The 18,595-nt window shown below is 74.9% G+C and carries 15 protein-coding genes and 1 pseudogene; 9 read left to right on the top strand and 7 right to left on the bottom strand.

What is annotated here, in order from left to right:
* The 3 genes from ACWCP2_RS34535 to ACWCP2_RS34545 are packed head-to-tail and all read right to left on the bottom strand — an operon-like array spanning position 1 to position 3,829.
* Positions 1–1,812: an L-aspartate oxidase gene (locus ACWCP2_RS34535; RefSeq protein WP_450912523.1), complete on the bottom strand. Its 1,812-nt coding sequence runs from the start codon at positions 1,810–1,812 to the stop codon at positions 1–3.
* A complete protein-coding gene (panC, locus tag ACWCP2_RS34540; protein ID WP_450912534.1) occupies positions 1,809–2,810 on the bottom strand; it encodes a pantoate--beta-alanine ligase in 1,002 nt (333 codons plus the stop codon). The genes ACWCP2_RS34535 and panC overlap by 4 nt, the downstream gene beginning before the upstream one ends.
* Positions 2,810–3,829 carry a Rossmann-like and DUF2520 domain-containing protein gene (locus tag ACWCP2_RS34545; RefSeq protein ID WP_450912524.1) on the bottom strand — a complete coding sequence of 340 codons (1,020 nt, stop codon included), beginning with the start codon at positions 3,827–3,829 and terminating at the stop codon, positions 2,810–2,812. Before ACWCP2_RS34545 ends, panC begins: the two co-directional genes overlap by 1 nt.
* A 989-nt stretch (positions 3,830–4,818) precedes the next feature.
* Here ACWCP2_RS34545 and ACWCP2_RS34550 point away from each other — a divergent pair.
* The 3 genes from ACWCP2_RS34550 to ACWCP2_RS34560 all read left to right on the top strand — a co-directional run bounded on the left by ACWCP2_RS34550 (position 4,819) and on the right by ACWCP2_RS34560 (position 9,339).
* Positions 4,819–5,913 carry a threonine aldolase family protein gene (locus tag ACWCP2_RS34550; protein ID WP_450912535.1) on the top strand — a complete coding sequence of 365 codons (1,095 nt, stop codon included), beginning with the start codon at positions 4,819–4,821 and terminating at the stop codon, positions 5,911–5,913.
* 444 nt (positions 5,914–6,357) lie between these two features.
* Positions 6,358–7,482, top strand: coding sequence for a DUF5937 family protein (locus ACWCP2_RS34555; RefSeq protein ID WP_450912525.1), 1,125 nt, complete (start codon positions 6,358–6,360; stop codon positions 7,480–7,482).
* 306 nt (positions 7,483–7,788) lie between these two features.
* Complete coding sequence (locus ACWCP2_RS34560; protein ID WP_450912526.1) at positions 7,789–9,339, top strand: M28 family metallopeptidase; 1,551 nt, start codon at positions 7,789–7,791, stop codon at positions 9,337–9,339.
* Between the two features lie 109 nt (positions 9,340–9,448).
* On the opposite strand, the gene ACWCP2_RS34565 is transcribed toward ACWCP2_RS34560, so the two are convergent.
* Entirely contained in the window at positions 9,449–10,459 is a 1,011-nt protein-coding gene (locus ACWCP2_RS34565) for an SAM-dependent methyltransferase (protein WP_450912527.1), read from the bottom strand.
* Positions 10,460–10,565: 106 nt separating this feature from the next.
* Between ACWCP2_RS34565 and ACWCP2_RS34570 the strand changes: the two genes are divergently transcribed.
* Complete coding sequence (locus tag ACWCP2_RS34570; protein WP_450912528.1) at positions 10,566–11,765, top strand: sensor histidine kinase; 1,200 nt, start codon at positions 10,566–10,568, stop codon at positions 11,763–11,765.
* A 2-nt stretch (positions 11,766–11,767) separates the two neighbouring features.
* Positions 11,768–12,463, top strand: coding sequence for a response regulator (locus ACWCP2_RS34575; RefSeq protein ID WP_266880250.1), 696 nt, complete (start codon positions 11,768–11,770; stop codon positions 12,461–12,463).
* Between the two features lie 94 nt (positions 12,464–12,557).
* Here the strand turns inward: ACWCP2_RS34575 and ACWCP2_RS34580 are convergent, their stop codons facing one another.
* A complete protein-coding gene (locus tag ACWCP2_RS34580) occupies positions 12,558–13,904 on the bottom strand; it encodes a PH domain-containing protein (RefSeq protein ID WP_450912529.1) in 1,347 nt (448 codons plus the stop codon).
* Positions 13,901–14,392 (bottom strand): PH domain-containing protein, encoded by a 492-nt coding sequence (locus ACWCP2_RS34585; RefSeq protein ID WP_450912530.1) that lies wholly within the window; start codon positions 14,390–14,392, stop codon positions 13,901–13,903. The genes ACWCP2_RS34580 and ACWCP2_RS34585 overlap by 4 nt, the downstream gene beginning before the upstream one ends.
* 124 nt (positions 14,393–14,516) lie before the next feature.
* Here ACWCP2_RS34585 and ACWCP2_RS34590 point away from each other — a divergent pair, with 124 nt between their 5' ends.
* The 4 genes from ACWCP2_RS34590 to ACWCP2_RS34605 all read left to right on the top strand — a co-directional run bounded on the left by ACWCP2_RS34590 (position 14,517) and on the right by ACWCP2_RS34605 (position 18,231).
* Positions 14,517–15,659, top strand: a complete 1,143-nt coding sequence (locus tag ACWCP2_RS34590) for an NADH-quinone oxidoreductase subunit D (protein ID WP_450912531.1) — start codon at positions 14,517–14,519, stop codon at positions 15,657–15,659.
* 5 nt (positions 15,660–15,664) lie between these two features.
* On the top strand, positions 15,665–16,561 hold the full coding sequence (locus tag ACWCP2_RS34595; protein WP_450912536.1) for an arylamine N-acetyltransferase family protein: 897 nt from the start codon (positions 15,665–15,667) through the stop codon (positions 16,559–16,561).
* An 82-nt stretch (positions 16,562–16,643) separates the two neighbouring features.
* Entirely contained in the window at positions 16,644–16,859 is a 216-nt protein-coding gene (locus ACWCP2_RS34600) for a hypothetical protein (protein ID WP_450912532.1), read from the top strand.
* Positions 16,860–16,941: 82 nt separating this feature from the next.
* Positions 16,942–18,231, top strand: coding sequence for an alpha/beta hydrolase (locus tag ACWCP2_RS34605; protein WP_450912533.1), 1,290 nt, complete (start codon positions 16,942–16,944; stop codon positions 18,229–18,231).
* 12 nt (positions 18,232–18,243) lie between these two features.
* Here ACWCP2_RS34605 and ACWCP2_RS34610 read toward each other — a convergent pair.
* Positions 18,244–18,595 (bottom strand): annotated as a pseudogene (locus ACWCP2_RS34610) (hypothetical protein); the annotation flags it as partial.

Genomic DNA, 18,595 nt, shown 5'->3' on the forward strand with positions numbered 1-18,595 from the left:
TTACGGCTCCAGGCTTTCGTTGCTGTTGAGGCTGTTGAGGCTGTCGGTGCTGTCGGTGCTGTTGGTGCTGTCTGTGGTGTCGGTGCTCAGGGGGACCCGTGCGGACGGGAAGTCCGCCGAGTCCGTGGTGGTGACGACCAGGGCCCGCCGCTCGGTCTGCGACAGGCGGACGACCAGGTGGCGCCGCCAGTCGGTGTCGTCCCGGTCGGGGTGGTCCTCGCGCCAGTGGCAGCCGCGGGTCTCCGCGCGCCGCTGGGCGGCGGCGACCAGCACCCGGGCCACGCACAGGAGGTTGGTGGCCTCCCAGGTCTCGGTGCCGGGCACGGCCGTCTTGCCCCGGGCCTCCAGCTCCGTCAGCGCCGTCGCGTACAGGGCTTCGAGCGCGGCGGCGGCCCGGCTCAGGGACTCGGCGGAGCGGAGCACGCCCGCGCCGTCGGTCATGATGCGCTGGATCTCGTACCGCGCCTCGGCGGGCTGGAGGGGGCCGGTGGCCGGGACGGGGATGCCGGGGCCGCTGCCGACCGCCGGGTTCCCGATGATGTCGTCGGCGATGCGCTCGGCGAAGACCAGGCCCTCCAGCAGGGAGTTGGAGGCGAGCCGGTTCGCGCCGTGCACTCCCGTGCAGGCGACCTCGCCGCACGCGTACAGCCCGGGGACGGTGGTGCGGCCGTGCAGGTCGGTCCGTACGCCGCCGGAGGCGTAGTGCGCGGCCGGGGCCACCGGGATGGGCTCGGTGACCGGGTCGATGCCGTGCGAGCGGCAGGCGGCCAGGATGGTGGGGAAGCGCTGCTCCCACATCTCGGCGCCGAAGTGCCGGGCGTCCAGGTACATGTGCTGCGTGCCCTGCTCCTGCATGCGGCGCATGATGCCCTTGGCGACGATGTCGCGCGGGGCGAGCTCGGCGAGCTCGTGCTGACCGGTCATGAAGCGGACGCCGCCGGCGTCGACGAGGTACGCGCCCTCACCGCGCACGGCCTCCGACACCAGGGGCTGCTGGCCCTCGGCGTCGGCGCCGAGGAACAGCACGGTGGGGTGGAACTGCACGAATTCGAGGTCGGAGACCTCGGCCCCGGCGCGCAGGGCGAGGGCCACGCCGTCGCCGGTGGAGACCGACGGGTTGGTCGTCGCGGAGAAGACCTGGCCCATGCCGCCGGTCGCGAGGATCACGGCGGGCGCGTGGACGGCGCCGACCCCGTCGTGCTGGCCCTCGCCCATGACGTGCAGGGTGACGCCCGCGGTACGGCCCTCGGCGTCCAGCAGCAGGTCCAGGACCAGGGCGTTCTCCACGGTCTCGATGCCGGCGTCCTGGACGGCCTCGACGAGCGCGCGGGAGATCTCGGCGCCGGTGGCGTCGCCGCCGGCGTGCGCGATGCGGCGGCGGTGGTGGCCGCCCTCGCGGGTCAGCTCGATCTCGCCGGTCTCGGCGGAGGTGTCGAAGACGGCGCCGGTCGCGATGAGCCGGCGTACGGCGTCGGGGCCCTCGGTGACCAGGAGCCGGACGGCGGCCTCGTCGCACAGTCCGGCGCCCGCGACGAGGGTGTCGTCGAGGTGCTGCTCGGGGGTGTCCCCGTCGCCGAGGGCGGCGGCGATGCCGCCCTGGGCCCAGCGGGTGGAGCCGTCGTCGAGCCGGGCCTTGGTGACCACGACCGTACGGCGGCCCGCGGCCGCGCAGCGCAGCGCGGCGGTCAGTCCGGCGACTCCGGACCCGACGACCACGACATCGGCGTCCACGGACCAGCCGGGCGCCGGGGCGTGGAGCCGTATGCCGGTGCTGGTGCCCGCTGCTGCGGGGCCTCTGCCTGTGGTGCTCACGGTTGCGCTCCGAACTCCAATGGAATGTTGTCGATCAGCCGGGTCGCGCCCACCTTCGCGGCGACGGCCAGCACGGCCTGACCGGTGAAGCCGGGGCCGGCTTCGGTGAAGTCCTGGGGGTCCACCAGCGCGAGATAGTCCAGGACGAGCGGCGGATCGTGACGGCCCGCCTCCTCCAGGACGTGCCGCGCGGCGGCCCGTACGGCCTCCGGCAGCCCGGCGCCGGCCGCGGCGACGGCGTGCGCGTCGGCGGAGGCGCGGATCTCGCCGAGCCGGGCCAGGCCGGTGGCCCGCTCGTCGCCGGCCGGCGGGGCCTGCGCCTCGGCGCGGGCCCGCAGCGCGCACTGCGCGGCGAGGCGGTCGCGGCCGGCGAACAGGGCGCGGGACAGCGCGAGGGCGGTGCCGCGCTCCTTGGCGGAGAGGTAGCGGTTGCGGGAGGACAGCGCGAGCCCGTCCGGCTCGCGCACGGTCGGTACGCCGACCACCTCCACGGGGAAGTTCAGGTCGGTCACCATGCGCCGGATCAGGGCCAGTTGCTGCGCGTCCTTCTGGCCGAAGAAGGCCAGGTCGGGGCGGGTGAGGTGGAGCAGCTTGGCGACGACGGTCAGCATGCCGTCGAAGTGGCCGGGGCGGGTGGCGCCTTCGAGGCGGCCGCCCATCGGGCCGGCGGTGATCCGGACCTGCGGGTCGCCGCCGGGGTAGACCTCGTCGACGGCCGGGGCGAACACGGCGTCGGCGCCGGCGCCTTCGGCGATGAGGAGGTCGGCGTCGAGGGTGCGGGGGTAGCGGTCGAGGTCCTCGTTCGCCCCGAACTGGAGGGGGTTGACGAAGACCGTGACCACGACCTGGCCGGCGGGGCCGACGTGCTCGCGGGCGGTGCGGACCAGGGTGGCGTGGCCCTCGTGGAGGGCGCCCATGGTCATGACGACGGCGCGGCGGGCGTCGGGGCCGCCCGTGCGGGGCAGCCCGTGCAGGGCGTCGGCGGTGTCGAGGAGGATCACAGGTCGCCGCCTTCGGTTCCGTCGGGGGCGGTGCCCGCGCCCGACGCACCCGCCGCACCCGCCGCGCCGTCCGCGAGCACGTCCAGGAGTTCCTCGGCCAGTTCGGGCTTGAGCAGTCCGTGCGCCAGGGCCCGGTCGGCGGTCGTACGGGCCATCGCGAGGTACCCGGCCACCGTGGCCGGGGCGTGCTTGCGCAGCTCCGCGACGTGCGCGGCGACCGTACCGGCGTCACCGCGGGCCACCGGTCCCGTCAGGGCGGCGTCACCGGAGCGCAGGGCGTTGTCGAGGGCGGCGCCGAGGAGCGGGCCGAGCATCCGGTTCGGGTGTTCGACCCCGGCCTTGCCCAGCAGCTCCATCGACTGGGCGACCAGGGTGACCAGGTGGTTCGCGCCGAGGGCCAGGGCCGCGTGGTAGAGCGGGCGGTTCACCTCGGCGATCCACTCGGGCTCCCCGCCCATCTCGATGACCAGGGCCTCCGCGGCGAGCCGCAGCTCGTCGGGGGCGGTCACCCCGAAGGAGCAGCCCGCGAGGCGCTGCACGTCGACCTCGGTGCCGGTGAAGGTCATCGCGGGGTGCAGGGCCAGCGGGAGCGCGCCCGCGCGGCGCGCGGGGTCCAGCACGGCGACCCCGTACCGCCCGGACGTGTGGACGAGGAGCTGCCCGGGACGGACCGCGCCGGTCTCGGCGAGGCCCTCCACCAGGGACGGCAGGGCGTCGTCGGGGACCGTCAGCAGCACCAGGTCGGAGACCTGGAGCACCTGCGCGGGAGACACGACGGGCACACCCGGCAGCATCCGCTCGGCCCGGCGCCGCGAGGCGTCGGACACACCCGACACGGCGACGGGCCGGTGCCCGGTCTGCTGCAGGGCACGAGCCAGCGCCGGGCCGACCCGGCCGGCTCCGACGACACCGACGGCGAGCCGGGCGGGGCGCTCCGCCTGGGGGGCTGTGTTCACGCGGGGGAGGCCTTCCGCTCCGTTCCGGTCCGCGGGGGGTACCGGACGATACGTCGCCATGCTAGCTCCTGGCGTGTGGGCCGGTCGGCGATGATCGGGGGATGAACCAGGACACGGAGCGGACGGTGACGGCCCCGGGGGCCGCCTCGGGTACGGGGACGGCCCCGGGGGCCGCCTCGGGTGCGGGGGCCGGCGCGGAGCCCCGTCCGGGGGCGGGCGGGGGCGCGGAGCCCCGTCCGGGTGCGGGCGGAGTTTCGGAGCCCGACTCCGGAGCGGGGACGGCCTCGGAGGCCGCCTCGGGTACGGGCGCCGGCGCGGAGCCCCGACCGGGCGCGGGCCCGGGGGCGGGCGGGGGCTCGGAGCCCGGCCCCGTCGCCGGCCACGGGGCGGGGCCCGGCGGGAACCCGCAGCCCGGCGCGGAGCCGGACTGGGGTGCGGAGCCCGTCTCTGGGGCCGGGACGGCCCCGGGAGGCGCCTCGGGTGCGGGAACCGGTCTGGCGGCGGGCGGGCACGCCGAGCCCGGTCCGGGTGCGGGCGCCGGTGCGGAGCCCCGACCGGGCGCGCGCCAGGGGGCGGGCGGGGGCGCGGAGCCCGGCTCGGGGAGAGGCACCGAAGCGGAGGACGACGGGGATCCGCAGCCCGGATCGGGAGCCGGTGCGGGGCACGGCGGGCACACGGAGCGCGGCTCCGGAGCGGGGGCGGCGGACGGGCAGGCCGAGCGCGGCTCGGGCGCGGGTGCGCAGCGGATCGCGGAGCCGGACGCGGCGGCGGAGCGGGCGGCGGATGCCGCGCGGAGCGCGGAACCGGAACCGGCCCCAGCGGCAGGTGTGGACGGGGGCCAGGGGGCCGGGCGGGTGACGGGCACGGACCCGGGGCCAGTCCCCAGGCCGATGTCCGGCGCGGAGCAGGGCCTGGCCGGGGGCGTGGAGCCGGGCTCGGGTGCTGCGTACGGCGGGGGAAGCGGTGCGCGTGCACAGGGCCCGGGGCACGAACCGGAGCGCGACGGCGAGTACAACGGCGGGTACGACGGCGACGCCATCGCGGCGCGCATGGTGGTCGCCGGGCGGGCGGCGCGCCGGAGGCTGTCGCACAGTCTGCGGGAGGCCACGGTCGGCGAGCTGCTCGCGGAGCTGGCCGGGCAGGCCACGGACCCGGACGAGCCCGGCGACGTCTACGGCAGCGGCATCGTGGAGCGCCTCGAACGGCGGGTCGCGGAGCTGCTCGGCACCGAGGACGCGGCGTTCTTCCCGACCGGGACCATGGCCCAGCAGATCGCGCTGCGCTGCTGGGCCGGCCGGACCGGGAACCCGGTGGTCGCCCTGCACCCGATGAGCCATCCGGAACGGTGGGAGGGCGGCGCGCTGTCGGTCGTCTCGGGGCTGCGGACCGTCCACCCGACGGGCGAACCGCGCCAGCCGACCGCGTCCGAGCTCACCGAACTCCCCGAGCCCTTCGGGACGCTGATGCTGGAGCTTCCGCTGCGGGACGCGGGCTTCCTGCTCCCGACCTGGGAGGAGCTGTCGGACCTGGTGGACGCCGCGCGCGAACGGGACGCGGTGGTCCACTTCGACGGGGCCCGGCTGTGGGAGTCGACGGTCCACTTCGGCCGGACCCTGCCGGAGATCGCGGCGCTGGCGGACTCGGTGTACGTCTCCTTCTACAAGTCCCTCGGGGGCCTCAGCGGGGCCGCCCTCGCCGGATCGGCGTCGCTCGTGGCGGAGTCGAGGGTCTGGCGGCACCGGTACGGCGGCCAGATCTTCCGCCAGTTCCCGGCCGCGCTGTCCGCGCTGGCCGGGCTGGAACGGGAGCTGCCGGAGCTGCCCTCCTACGTGGCCAAGGCACGGACGGTGGCGTCCGCCCTGGCCTCGGCGCTCGGCGCGGCTCCGGAGGTGCCCTGGTTCCGGGTCCACCCGGAGGTGCCGCACACCCACCAGTTCCAGGTGTGGCTCCCGTACGACGCGGACCGGCTCACCGAGGCCGGTGTCCGCCTGGCGGAGGAGACGGGCACGGTCCTCTTCCGCCGCTGGTCCCCCGACGGCCCGCCGGGCCTCTCGGTGACGGAGGTCGAGGTCACCCGCCCGGGCCTGTCCTGGACGGAGGCCGAGGTGGCCACCGCGGTGGCCGACTTCGTGGCCCGCCTGTAGCCCTGGCCTGCCGGGCCCGATGCCCCGCCCAGCCGCAGTTCCGACCCGGCCGGAGTCGACGGCCCGCCCAGCCAGGTCGATGGCCGGGCGGGCCTAAATATCCCCCCAGCCGGGGCCGGAGGCTGCGGAGTGCCGGGCCGGGGACGGGGGCGGGGTGGGGTGTTGGCCGGGACGTAGAGCGTGATTTGTGGCGCTAAGGAAAGCCACAACTGTCGAACGTTCGAACCAGGGCGCCTAAATCATGCAGTCCAGGCCGACACCCCACCCCGCCCCCGTCCCCGGCCCCCACCCGCAGCCAGCCCGCGCCCAGGCCACCCCCAGCCCCGCCGGCGTTTGAGGCGCAGGGGCCCGGGGACTGGTCCCCGGCGGCGCCGCGATCGGCCGGGTGGGCGACCGGGGCGTGGCCTGGCGGGCCCGCGGGGCCCGGGGCGGCAGAATGATCCGATGAGCGTCACCATCGACATCACCGGGCTCCCCGCGGAGCGGATCGGCTTCGCGCCGTCCCCCCTCGCAGAGCTCTGCATGGCGTTGCACGCGCTCTCCCAGCCCGGCCACCACCCCGGCCTCGCCTCCTGGACCTCCACCACCGCCGCCGCACTCGATCCGGACCTCGCGGACCGGCTGCTGGAGGGCGATTTCATGTGGCGCAGCTCCTTCGCCGATCTGTTCATGGCCTTTGCCGGGATTCCCGGCGGCCCCGGCCTGCCCGCGCCCACGCTGGCGGGCGAGCTCGACGTGCTCGACCGGCTGGACGACGAGCGGTTCGTGACCGCAGCCCTGGAGCACTGCCGGCTGGCCCTCTACAACGACGGCGGCGGCCCGTCCCCGCTCTCCGATCCGCTCGCCCGGGCGAAGGCCCTGGAGACGGCCTCCGCGCGCGGGCCGCAGCAGCTGGCCTTCGCCGTGCGGGTGCTCGACGACACCGCCGGTGTCCGGGTCTGGCTGCGCCGCCTGATCGAGGACTGCGACGAGGCCTTCTTCGCGGAGACCTGGAACCGGATCGGGCCCCGCCAGAGCGCGGACATCCGCCACAAGACGCAGGTACTGCGGCGCAAGGGACTGCCGGCCGTGCTGAAGGAGGTCTCCTCGGCGCTGAGCGTCGACGAGGGGCTGACCACGGTCACGGTGGACAAGATGGTCCACGGGTCCACGACCGCGACCGATCCCCGAATAGGTGACGGCCTGCTGTTCGTGCCCACGAACTTCGGCTGGCCCCACCTGCTGGTGCTGCACGCCCCCGGCTGGCGTCCGGTGATCCACTACCCGCTCGGCTCTTCCGAACTGGCCTCCTCCCCGGGGTCCGTGGAGCTGCTGCAGCGGCGCATGGAGGCACTGGCCCATCCGATGCGGATGATGCTGTGCCGCAATCTGGCGCGTGCCCCGTACACGACCGGCGAGCTGGCGGCCGCGCACGGGATCACCGCCCCGGAGGTCTCCCGCCATCTGGCGGTGCTGAAGAAGGCCGGACTGATCCAGACCCGCCGCCAAGGACGTTACGTCCAGCACCAGTTGGACCTGGCAGCGGTCGCCCGGATCGGATCCGACTTCATCGAGGGCATTCTGCGGTAGCGCCCCGACGGGGCTGCGATAGCGCTCCGACGGGGCTGCGGTAGCGCTCCGACAGGGCAGCCGGAGAGCTGCGCAGAGCGGGCACTGGCCGGAATACGACGGCTCAGATGCTCCGATATACGGATTTCACAAACCGGAATCAGTGAAAAGTCTGGCCATGGCCGCCACTTGATGCCTAACGTGCGTCCACCGCTCCCCCAACTCCCCCACTCGGCACAACGCACCCGACCCGCGTCCGCAGCCGAGCAGTCCCCGCACGCCCGAAGCCGTACGCATGCGCCCCGCATCCGCCGTGGAAGGACCTTCATGCCCTCACGCCGTATAGCCGCAGCCACCGCCGCCCTGGCGGCCGCGGCCCTCGTCTCCCCGCTGCTCCTCGCCGGCCCGGCCGGCGCCACCGGCAGCCCGCAGAGCGACGCCGCCCGGGGTGACGCCCTGGCCCGCAAGCTGGTCAAGGACTCCACCGGCAGGGGTGCGTACAACCACCTGAAGGTGTTCCAGGGCATCGCCGACTACAACAAGGGCACCCGCGTGGCGGGTTCCCGGGGCCACGTCCAGTCCGCCCAGTACGTCGAGCTCGTCATGCGCGCGGCCGGATACAAGGTCACCAAGAACGAGTTCGACTTCGTGTACGTCGAGACGATCGCCGAGACCCTGAAGGTCAACGGCGCGGCCGGCCGCGACGTCCCGATCAAGCTGATGACGTACACCGCCAGCGGCCCGGCGAACGGCGTGACGGCGCAGATCGCCGCCGCCCCCGTCGACGCCGACGGTACCAGCGGCTGCGAGCCCGCCGACTTCGCCGCAGGCGCCTTCACCGGCAAGATCGCGCTGATCAAGCGCGGCGGCTGCGCCTTCGCGGTCAAGCAGCAGAACGCAGCGGACGCGGGCGCGGTCGGCGCGGTGATCTACAACAACGCCGAGGGCGCCCTGAACGGCACCATCGGCGCCGCCGACGCGGGCAGGATCCCGACCGGTGGCGTCACGCTGGCCGAGGGCCAGCGGCTCGCCGCCGACGCCGCCGCGGGACCGGTCGAGGTCACCCTCGACATCCGTGAGTTCCGGGAGAACCGCAAGACGTACAACGTCGTCGCGGAGACCCGGGGCGGCGACGCGAACAACACCGTCTTCCTCGGCGCGCACCTCGACTCCGTCGCGGCGGGCCCGGGCATCAACGACAACGGCTCCGGCTCGGCCGGCATCCTCCAGGTCGCACAGCGGCTCGCGAGCAGCCAGACGAAGATCAAGAACAAGGTGAAGTTCGCCTGGTGGTCGGCGGAGGAGTTCGGCCTGCTCGGCTCCGAGGCGTACGTCGACGGGCTGACGGAGGAGCAGAAGAAGCAGATCAAGCTGTACTTGAACTTCGACATGATCGCCTCGCCGAACGCCGCCTACTTCGTCTACGACGGCGACGACTCGGACAAGGTCGGCTCGGGCCCCGGCCCCGAGGGCTCCGCGCAGCTGGAGAAGGGGATCAACGACTTCCTCGACTCCAAGAGCGTCCCGCGCGAGGGCACGGACTTCTCGGGCCGCTCGGACTACGGCCCGTTCATCGCGGTCGGCATCCCCTCGGGCGGTACGTTCACGGGCGCCGAGGGCATCAAGACGCCGGCGCAGGCGGCGAAGTTCGGCGGACAGGCCGGGGTCGCGTACGACGTGAACTACCACGGCAAGGGCGACACCCTCGCGAACATCGACCAGAAGGCGCTCGACATCAACGTCGACGTCATCGCGGACGCCGTGGGTCACTACGCGTACGACCTGGCGCCGCTGTCGAAGCCGGTGCCGGCGCAGCCGACCGACGGCTCGGGCAGCGGTGGTGGCCTCCACGAGGGCCACGACCACGACACGGAGTAGTCCGTCCCGGGAAGGGCGGGTGGGGGACGGCCGCCGCGCGGTGCCGTCCCCCACCCGCCCTCCCACCGTTCCCCCGGGGAGGCCGGCCAGCCGCCCACCCCCGCCGCCGTCACCCCGGCCAGCCGCCCACCCCCACCGGCTGGACCAGCCAGCCGAAGTCGCCGAGGCCGCCCCGTGCGGTGAGTTCCGCCGCCTCCCCCGCCGCCGACAGCGCACGGACGTACGCCGCCGGGTCGGTCGAGGCCAGGGCCAGTGGGGGCCGGGCCCCGGAGACGCCGAGGGCGGCCAGCGCGTCCCGCTGGGTCAGCAGCGCCGCTCCCGGGCCCGCGCACGCGTCGAGCGCGACGTGCGCGGTGACGTCGCAGCTGCCGTCGGGCACGGGGGCCGTCTCCCGCCCGGCGCGGAATCCCGTGAGCGTCCCGAAGGGCGGCCGGGCCTCCCGGGTGTGGGCGTAGTCCACCGCGACCGCGAGGCCCCGCTCCAGCGTGGCGACGGCCGCCGACCAGGCCTCGTCCCGGGCCCGCCCGATCTCCGCCCGGCCTGTGCCCGCCCCCGCGCCCTCACGGGTATCCGCCTGCGGCCACCAGCGCTCCAGCCACGCCCGGTCCGGCCCGTCCAGGGGCTCGCCCGGCCGCTCCGTACCGTCCCGCGCGACCTCCACGTACCGCCCGTCCTCGGCGAGGTCCAGCGGGACGTTGTCGAGCCATTCGTTGGCGAACAGCAGCCCCCGCGCCCCCCGGGGCGGTTCGCTCACCCAGCGGATCCGCCCGTCGAGCCCCGCGGGCCGCCCCGCGCGCTCCACCGCGTACGGCCTCACCCGCGCGGCCGTCCGCGGCGGCAGCGCCGCGAGCACCCCGGCCAGCAGCTCCCCGCGGCCGGCCCCCATGTCGACGAGGTCCAGCTCCTCCGGGCGGCCGAGTTCCCCGTCCACCCACAGGAGCAGCCGGGCCACAGCCCCCGCGTAGAGCGGCGAGGCGTGCACGGACGTGCGGAAATGCCCCGCGGGACCGGGTCCGCCGGGGCGCACGTAGAAGCCGTCGGGGCCGTACAGCGCCCGCTCCATCGCCGTCCGCCAGCGGACCGGCCCCGCCTGTCCCGTGGCTTCACCCTGAGTACTCATCGCTGAAAGGCTATGGCCGCCTCCACCTCCGGTAGTACTCGCGCTGCGCACGGATCGCCCCTCTGGTTGACTCCAGCACCTATCGGCTGTCCCTACTCTGGGTTACGTGCAGCGCCTCTACGATTTCCTCCGCAGACACCCGACGGGCGTCGACAGCTTCTGGGCTGTCCTCTTCTTCGGGTTCTCGATGGCCATCGTCGCCCAGATGCACACGGGCACCAGGGCCGCCGTGCTCGCCACCCCCTGTGTGGTGGCGCTGAGCGCGGCCGTCGCGCTGCGCCGCAAGTGGACCGTCCCGGTCTTCTGGCTCACCGTCGCCACCGGGCTCTACCAGCTGGCCATCGGCGCGCAGGCGAACTTCTACGACGTCGCGATGCTCGTCGTGCTCTTCACGGTCGCCGCCTCCGACGTGCCGCGCTGGGTCTCGCGCACGGCCCTCGGCTGGGGGCTGTGCGCCTCCGGGCTGTACTTCCTGCGCGTCGGCGTGGACAAGTCGAACTCCGCCACCGACAACCTGCTCTTCGTCGTCTTCATGATGATCCCGTTCGCCCTCGCCTGGGTGATGGGCGACTCCCTGCGCACCCGCCGGGCCTATTACGCCCAGCTCGTCGAACGCAACCAGCGCCTGGAGCTGGAGCGCGCGGCCCAGGCCAAGGTGGCCGTTGCCGCCGAGCGGGCCCGGATCGCCCGCGAGCTGCACGACGTCGTCGCGCACAACGTCTCGGTGATGGTGGTCCAGGCCGACGGCGCCGCCTACGTGATGGACGCGGCCCCCGAGCAGGCCAAGGAGGCCCTGCAGACCATCTCCGGCACCGGGCGCCTGGCCCTCGCCGAGATGCGCCGGCTGCTCGGCGTGCTGCGCACCGGCGAGCCGCAGGAGTCCGAGGACTACGTGCCGCAGCCCGACGTGGAGCAGATCGAGGTCCTGGTCGAGCAGGTACGGACGGCCGGGCTCGCGGTGGACTTCGAGGTCGAGGGCGCCCCGCGCAAGCTGCCCAGCGGCGTGGAGCTGACGGCGTACCGGATCGTCCAGGAAGCGCTCACGAACACCCGCAAGCACGGCGGCCCCGACGCCAAGGCCAGTGTCCGGCTCGTCTACTTCGACGACGGGCTCGGCCTGCTCGTCGAGGACGACGGCCGGGGCGCGGCCCGCGAGCTGTACACCGACGGCGGCGCGGACGGCGCCGGACACGGGCTGATCGGCATGCGCGAACGCATCGGTATGGTCGGGGGCACCCTCGACGCGGGCCCCCGGCCCGGTGGCGGCTTCCGGATCAGCGCTCTGCTCCCCCTGAAGAAAAGGTGACCATGTCCTTCCCCACCGGCCCCTCCATCCGCGTGATGCTGGTCGACGACCAAGTACTGCTGCGCACCGGTTTCCGGATGGTGCTCGCGGCGCAGCCCGACATGGAGGTCGTCGCCGAGGCCGGCGACGGCCTGGAGGCGCTGGAGGTGCTGCGGGCCACCAAGGTGGACGTGGTGCTGATGGACGTCCGCATGCCCCGCCTCGACGGGGTCGAGGCGACGCGCCGCATCTGCGAGCCCGAGGAACACCCCAAGGTCATCATCCTGACCACCTTCGACCTCGACGAGTACGCCTTCTCGGGCCTGAAGGCGGGCGCGAGCGGGTTCATGCTCAAGGACGTCCCGCCCGGCGAGCTGCTGGCCGCGATCCGCTCGGTGCACAGCGGGGACGCGGTCGTCGCCCCGTCCACGACGCGCCGGCTGCTGGACCGGTTCGCGCCGATGCTCCCCTCGACCTCGGCGGAACCGCGGAACAAGGACGTCGAGCGGCTGACGGAGCGCGAGCGCGAGGTCATGCTGCTGGTCGCCCAGGGCCTGTCGAACGGCGAGATCGCCGCCCGCCTCGTCCTCTCGGAGGCCACGGTCAAGACCCACGTGGGCCGCATCCTGACCAAGCTGGACCTGCGCGACCGGGTGCAGGTCGTGGTCCTGGCGTACGAGACCGGGCTGGTCCGCGCGGGCGGCGGCGGGGCGGCGTAGTTCCGGCTCCCGCAGTCCGGCTCCCGTAGTTCCGGCTCCCGCAGTCCGGCTCCCGTGCGTACGGTCCCGGGCCCGGCCCGCGCCCGTCCGCGCCTCAGGTCATCCAGCGGTCCGGGCGGGCCCCGGCCCGCGAGGTGCGGGAGCGGGCCGCCTGGGCGTGGAGCAGTCCGACGGCCTCCGCCGCACCGCGCAGGCGGGCCGTGACCGTGCCGTTCGCGCCGGTGTCCACATGGACGTCGGCCACGCCGCGGGCCCGCTCCCAGGGTCCCTGGGACAGCCGCACGCTCTGCACCTTGGCGTGCGGCACGATCTCCGTACGCCGGCACAGCCGGCCGCGGCGGGCGGCGAACACGTCCGCGGAGACGGCCAGGCCGTACCCCTTCCACCACACCGGGACCACCCAGCGCGATCCGCTCCGGGGCGAGGGTTCGAAGACGAGGCCGCCCAGGTCGACGCCGGGCAGCACCCGCGCCACCACGGCGTGGGCGGCGGCCCGGGTGGCCACCGGGACCAGGACGTCGTTCTTCGAGCCGGCCACCGCCAGCTCCACCCGGACCCAGCCGCGCCGGCGCCACAGCAGCGGCTCGACGATCCGTACGGTCTGCACGCGCCCCGGCGGCACCGTCTCGTGGGCCCGGTCGAGCAGTCCGTGGTCGAGCCGCAGCCCGTCCGGGGACTCGGCGACCGTCCAGTCGTACTCGGCGAGGAAGCGCCCGGCGGTGCCCTTCCAGACCGCACCGAGCATCGGGAGCAGGGCCACGACGGCCGCCCACGGGCTGGCGCTGAGCCACCACACCAGCAGCGGCCCGGCGAGTCCCGCGAGCAGTCCGGCCCAGGCGGACAGGGTGAGCAGCATCGACACCGCGAGATCGCGCGGCGCCACCCGCAGCAGCGACCGCTCGGGGGCTTCGCCCAGAACGACGGCCTCGGCCGGGGCGAAGCCCGCCGCGCGGGCCAGCAGTTCCGCGCGCAGCGCCACGGCCTCGTCCTCGGCGAGGAAGGCCAGCTCGTCCTTGTCGTCGGTGCCGATGACGTCGATGCGGAGCTTGGCCACACCGGCGATGCGGGCCAGCAGCGGCCGGGTGACGTCGATCGCCTGGATCCGGTCCAGGCGCAGGTGCGCGGTGCGGCGGAAGAGGAGCCCGCCGCGGATGCGCAGTTCGGTGTCGGTGACCGCGTAGTGCGTGAACCACCAGCTGAGGAAGCCGTACACGCCGAAGACGAGGACCAGTGCGGCCAGCGCGAGGATCCGCAGGGCGGTGGACACGTCCGTCACCCACGCGGCGAGGTTCTCGCCCTGCTGGGCGGCGATGCCGATGGTCGCGGCGATCGGCACCCAGGCCCGGCGCAGCGGGGTGAGGAAGTGCAGCCGCCGTTCCTGTGCGGGCCCGGCCGCGGGCGCCCCGGGTCCTTCGGGCCCCGCGTCGGCCGACGGGGTCACAGCCCGGCCGACCTTGCCTCGCCGAGCTCCGTCAGCCGGTCGCGCAGCCGTTCCGCCTCCTTCGGCGCGAGCCCGGGGATCGTGGCGTCGGTCGCCGCCGCGGCCGTGTGGAGCTGCACCGTGGCCAGCCCGAAGCGGCGCTCCAGGGGGCCCGAGGTCACCTCCACCAGCTGCATCCGCCCGTACGGGACCACGGTCTGCTCCCGCCACATCACGCCCCGGCTGATCAGCAGGTCGTCCGCGCGCTCCGCGTACCGCCAGGACCGCCAGTTCCGCCCGAGCAGCACCCATCCCCAGGCCAGCACCGCCAGCCAGAACCCGCCGAACGCCGCCCACCCCGGGCCGACGGCCAGCCCCAGCACGACGGCCGTCACCACCGCGAAGAGGGACATCCACAGCGCCAGCAGGAGCCTGCGCACCCTCAGCAGCCCTCCCTGCAGCCCCACCCACTCGGGCGGACCCGCCTCACCCTCTGTCCCCGTGTCCATCCCCCCACCCTAGGCCGGTACCTCCCCGATCGGACCGGGCTTGCCGCCCCCGCCGGCCGGCGCCCGGGGATCCGCGATCCGGACCGGGCCGCACCCCACCCCCGCCGGCTGAGACAATGCCGCCATGACGGAGACCACGGTCGGCATCGGCGGCGCGGCGGAGAGCACCGACATGGTGCTCAACATCGGCCCCCAGCACCCTTCCACGCACGGCGTGCTGCGCCTGCGCCTCGTCCTGGACGGCGAGCGCATCGTCAGCGCCGAGCCCGTGGTCGGCTACATGCACCGCGGCGCCGAGAAGCTCTTCGAGGCGCGCGACTACCGCCAGATCGTGATGCTCGCGAACCGCCACGACTGGCTGTCCGCGTTCTCCAACGAGCTGGGCGTCGTCATGGCCGTCGAGCGGATGCTCGGCATGGAGGTGCCCGAGCGGGCCGTGTGGATGCGGACCCTGCTCGCCGAGCTGAACCGGGTCCTGAACCACCTGATGTTCCTCGGCTCGTACCCCCTGGAGCTGGGCGGCATCACCCCGATCTTCCACGCGTTCCGCGAGCGCGAGGAGCTCCAGGCCGTCATGGAGGAGATCTCCGGCGGCCGCATGCACTACATGTTCAACCGCGTCGGCGGCCTCAAGGAGGACCTCCCGGCCGGCTGGCTCGGCCGGGCCCGCGAGGCCATCGCCGACGTCCGCACCCGCATGCACGTCTACGACGACCTGGTGCGCGGCAACGAGATCTTCCGCGCCCGCACCCGCGGCGTAGGCGTCCTGTCCGCCGAGGCCGTGCACGCGTACGGGGTGTCCGGCCCGATCGCCCGCGCCTCCGGCGTCGACTTCGACCTGCGCCGCGACGAGCCGTACCTGGCCTACGGCGAGCTCCAGGACGTCCTGAAGGTCGTCACCCGCACCGAGGGCGACTGCCTGGCCCGCTTCGAGGTCCTGCTGGAGCAGACCCACAACGCGCTGGACATCGCGGTCGCCTGCCTGGACCGGATGGCGGAGCTGGCGCCCGGCCCGATCAACCAGCGGCTGCCGAAGGTGCTGAAGGCGCCCGAGGGCGAGACGTACGCGTGGACCGAGAACCCGCTCGGCATCAACGGCTACTACCTGGTGTCCAAGGGCGAGAAGACCCCGTACCGGCTCAAGCTGCGCTCGGCCTCGTACAACAACATCCAGGCGCTGGCGGTCCTGCTGCCCGGGCAGCTGGTCGCGGACATGGTCTCGATCCTCGGCTCGCTGTTCTTCGTCGTCGGTGACATCGACAAGTGACCGGCATGGAGGCCCCGTACGCCGCCTACCTGCGCCGGCTCGGCATCGAGGAGCCCGGCGCGCCCACCGTGGAGGGGCTGTTCGCCCTCCAGCGGGCGCACCTGGAGCGCGTTCCGTACGAGAACGTCGACATCCAGCTCGGCCGGGCCCCCGGCATCGACCCCGGGCTGTCGGCCCGCCGCTTCGCCGCCGGACGCGGAGGCTACTGCTTCCACCTCAACGGGGCCCTCGCGCTGCTCCTCGACCGCCTCGGCTACGAGGTCACCCGCCACGTGGGCGGCGTGTACAAGGAGTCCCGGTCCGAGGACGCCCTGCGGGGCGCGAGCGGGGACCACCTGGCGCTCACCGTCCGCGTGCCGGGCACCGGGACCGCGTTCTACGTGGACGCCGGGCTCGGGGACGGCCCGCACGAGCCGCTGCCGCTGCGCGAAGGCACCTACCGCCAGGGGGCCTTCACCTACTCCCTGGAGCGGCTGCCCGCCGCGGCCTGGCTCTACCGCCACCCGGGCAGCTCCGCCCCGCTGGTGAACTTCCGCGCGGAGCCCGCCGGGACGGCGGGCGCGGCCGGATTCGAGGCGGAGCACGTCCGGCTGTCGACCTCCGCGGACTCCGGGTTCGTACGGACCTTCGCGGCCCTGCGCCGCGACGCGGACGGCGTCGACACCCTGCGGGGGCGGGTGCTGAGCCGGATCGACCCGGTGAAGGGGAACACGGAGCGGGTGCTCGACGGCCCGGAGGAGTTCTACGCCGTGCTGGAGGGCGTCTTCGGCCGCGCGCTCGACGACCTGACCCCGGCGGACCGCGCGGCGCTGTGGGCGCGGGTGAGCCGGGCCCACGAGAGCTGGGCGGCCGGCCGCGGGGCCCACCGCGAAGCCGCCGGCGAGGCCACCCGCGAGGGCTGATCCCGGAGCGGCCGGGCAGCCGGGCAGCCGGGACCGCATGGCCGCACGGGCCGATGTCCGCGGGGCAGGGCAGACTGGGGGAATGTCCCTCTCACCCCGCCGGGCCTGCCCCTCCTGCGGCCGCGACTGCGCCGTCACCGCCGGGCGGATCGCCCGCCACGACCCGCCCTCGGGCCGGGGCCGCGGGGACCTCGTCTCCTGCTCCGGCTCCCGCGCCCGTGTGATCCTCGGGGCCTCGGCGCCCACCCTGGACGGTTTCACCCTGTCCCCGCTGCCGGGCCAACTCCCGCTGTTCTAGAAGCCGGACGGGGGGGCAGCCCCCGTAACCGCCGCAGGGTAGCCGGATGTCGGGGATGTCCGCGGCTCCGTAGTTTCGGGGCATGACGACCCAGCAGAAGCAGAGCACCCGCCAGTGGCTCCGGCGCGGCGCCGCCGCCGTGGCCCTCGCGGCCGTCCTCGGCGGGCTCGCCGCGCCCGTGGCCCTCGCCGCCCCGGCCGGGAGCCCCGCGCCCACCGCGCCCACCGCGCCCACCGCGTCGGCCGGTCCCGCCGCGACCGCGCACGGCGGCCGGGGGCGGCTGATCTCCCTCACGCCGCTGGAGCGGCTCGCCCCCGCGGAGGTCACCGCCCGCCTCACCGGCTTCGGCCTCGACGCCTCCACCGTCCGGTACGGCGTCGCCGCCTACCGGCTCACCTACGCCACCGTCGACCCGCGGGGCCGCCCGACCACCGCCACCGGCCTGTTCGTCCTGCCCCGCGGGGGCCCGTACCGGCTCGACCTGGTCTCCGACACCCACGGCACCGTGGCCACCCGCGACGACGCCCCGTCCGGGGGCGGGGGCGACAACCGGCTCACCCCCTACCTGCACGCCTCCGCCGGCCGCGCCGTCGCCGCCCCCGACTACCTGGGGCTCGGGGGCGGGCCCGGCGCCCATCCGTACATGGACACCCGGTCCTCGGTCACCGCCTCCGTCGACATGCTGGAGGCCGCCCGGACCGCCGCGGACCGGCTGGGACGCCCGGTCACCCGGGACGTGTACGCCACCGGCTTCTCCCAGGGAGCCCAGGTGGCGATGGCCCTGGGCCGCGAACTGTCCCGCCCCGGAAGCGATGTCCGGCTGCGCGCGCTGGCCCCGATCGCCGGGCCGTACGACCTGGAGGGCTCCGAGCTGCCCGGCGTCACCGACGGCCGGGTCGCACCGCGCACCGCCGTCTTCTACCTGACCTACTTCCTCACCGCCCAGAACCGGCTGCACCCGCTCTACGCGGACCCGGCCGAGGTGTTCCGCGCACCTTATGCACAGGCTGTGGAAAGCCTGTTCGACGGGAGCCACCGGTTCGAGGACATCGCGGCCGCGCTCCCCGCATCACCGGAGGAGCTGCTCACCCCGGACTGGTACGAGAACGTCCGCGCCCCGCGCGGGGCCCTGCGCACGGCCCTGAAGGCCAACGACGGTTCCTGCGACTGGAAGCCCGCCGCCCCGGTCCGCCTCTACGCCGGCTCGGCCGACACCGACGTCCCGATCGGCAACACCACCGCCTGCGCGGCCGGTCTGGCCCGCCACGGGGTCCGGGCGAAGGTCGTCGACCAGGGGGCGGACGCCGACCACTTCACCTCGGCGATCCGCTCTGCACCGCAGGCCGTCCGCTGGTTCGACTCGCTGCGTTGAGAGCTCGCCGGGTCAGGAGCTGGCCGCGCGCAGCTGCACCACGTCGATCGGCTCGGTCTCGTCGTGGGCGGTCAGGTCGATGACCTGGCCCACGGCACGCTGCTCGGCGTCGGGGGCCGTGAACTCCGGCTCCGTCCCGCCCTGCACGGACTCCGCCTCGTGGACGGCGAGGGCCTCCGCGCCGACGACGTCGGCGAGGTCCTCGTTCTGCACGGACTCGATGGCCGCGCGGGCCTGCGCCGCGTTCTTCGTACCGAAGAAGTCGAACCCGCCCTCGACGCGCGAGGCCGGCCGGCGCTGAGCGGCGTACGGGGCCACGGCCGCGGCGAGCCTGCGCGCGGGGACGGCGGCCGCCGGGCCCGGG

This window comes from Streptomyces sp. NPDC002104, assembly GCF_053593795.1.

Coding starts and splice junctions, on each gene's coding strand:
- ACWCP2_RS34585 (WP_450912530.1), bottom strand. CDS start 14,392: ATGGACACGGGGACAGAGGGTGAGGCGGGTCCGCCCGAGTGGGTGGGG.
- ACWCP2_RS34565 (WP_450912527.1), bottom strand. CDS start 10,459: ATGAGTACTCAGGGTGAAGCCACGGGACAGGCGGGGCCGGTCCGCTGG.
- ACWCP2_RS34550 (WP_450912535.1), top strand. CDS start 4,819: ATGGTGGTCGCCGGGCGGGCGGCGCGCCGGAGGCTGTCGCACAGTCTG.
- ACWCP2_RS34575 (WP_266880250.1), top strand. CDS start 11,768: ATGTCCTTCCCCACCGGCCCCTCCATCCGCGTGATGCTGGTCGACGAC.
- ACWCP2_RS34605 (WP_450912533.1), top strand. CDS start 16,942: ATGACGACCCAGCAGAAGCAGAGCACCCGCCAGTGGCTCCGGCGCGGC.
- ACWCP2_RS34545 (WP_450912524.1), bottom strand. CDS start 3,829: ATGGCGACGTATCGTCCGGTACCCCCCGCGGACCGGAACGGAGCGGAA.
- ACWCP2_RS34590 (WP_450912531.1), top strand. CDS start 14,517: ATGACGGAGACCACGGTCGGCATCGGCGGCGCGGCGGAGAGCACCGAC.
- ACWCP2_RS34555 (WP_450912525.1), top strand. CDS start 6,358: ATGAGCGTCACCATCGACATCACCGGGCTCCCCGCGGAGCGGATCGGC.
- ACWCP2_RS34600 (WP_450912532.1), top strand. CDS start 16,644: ATGTCCCTCTCACCCCGCCGGGCCTGCCCCTCCTGCGGCCGCGACTGC.
- ACWCP2_RS34595 (WP_450912536.1), top strand. CDS start 15,665: ATGGAGGCCCCGTACGCCGCCTACCTGCGCCGGCTCGGCATCGAGGAG.
- ACWCP2_RS34560 (WP_450912526.1), top strand. CDS start 7,789: ATGCCCTCACGCCGTATAGCCGCAGCCACCGCCGCCCTGGCGGCCGCG.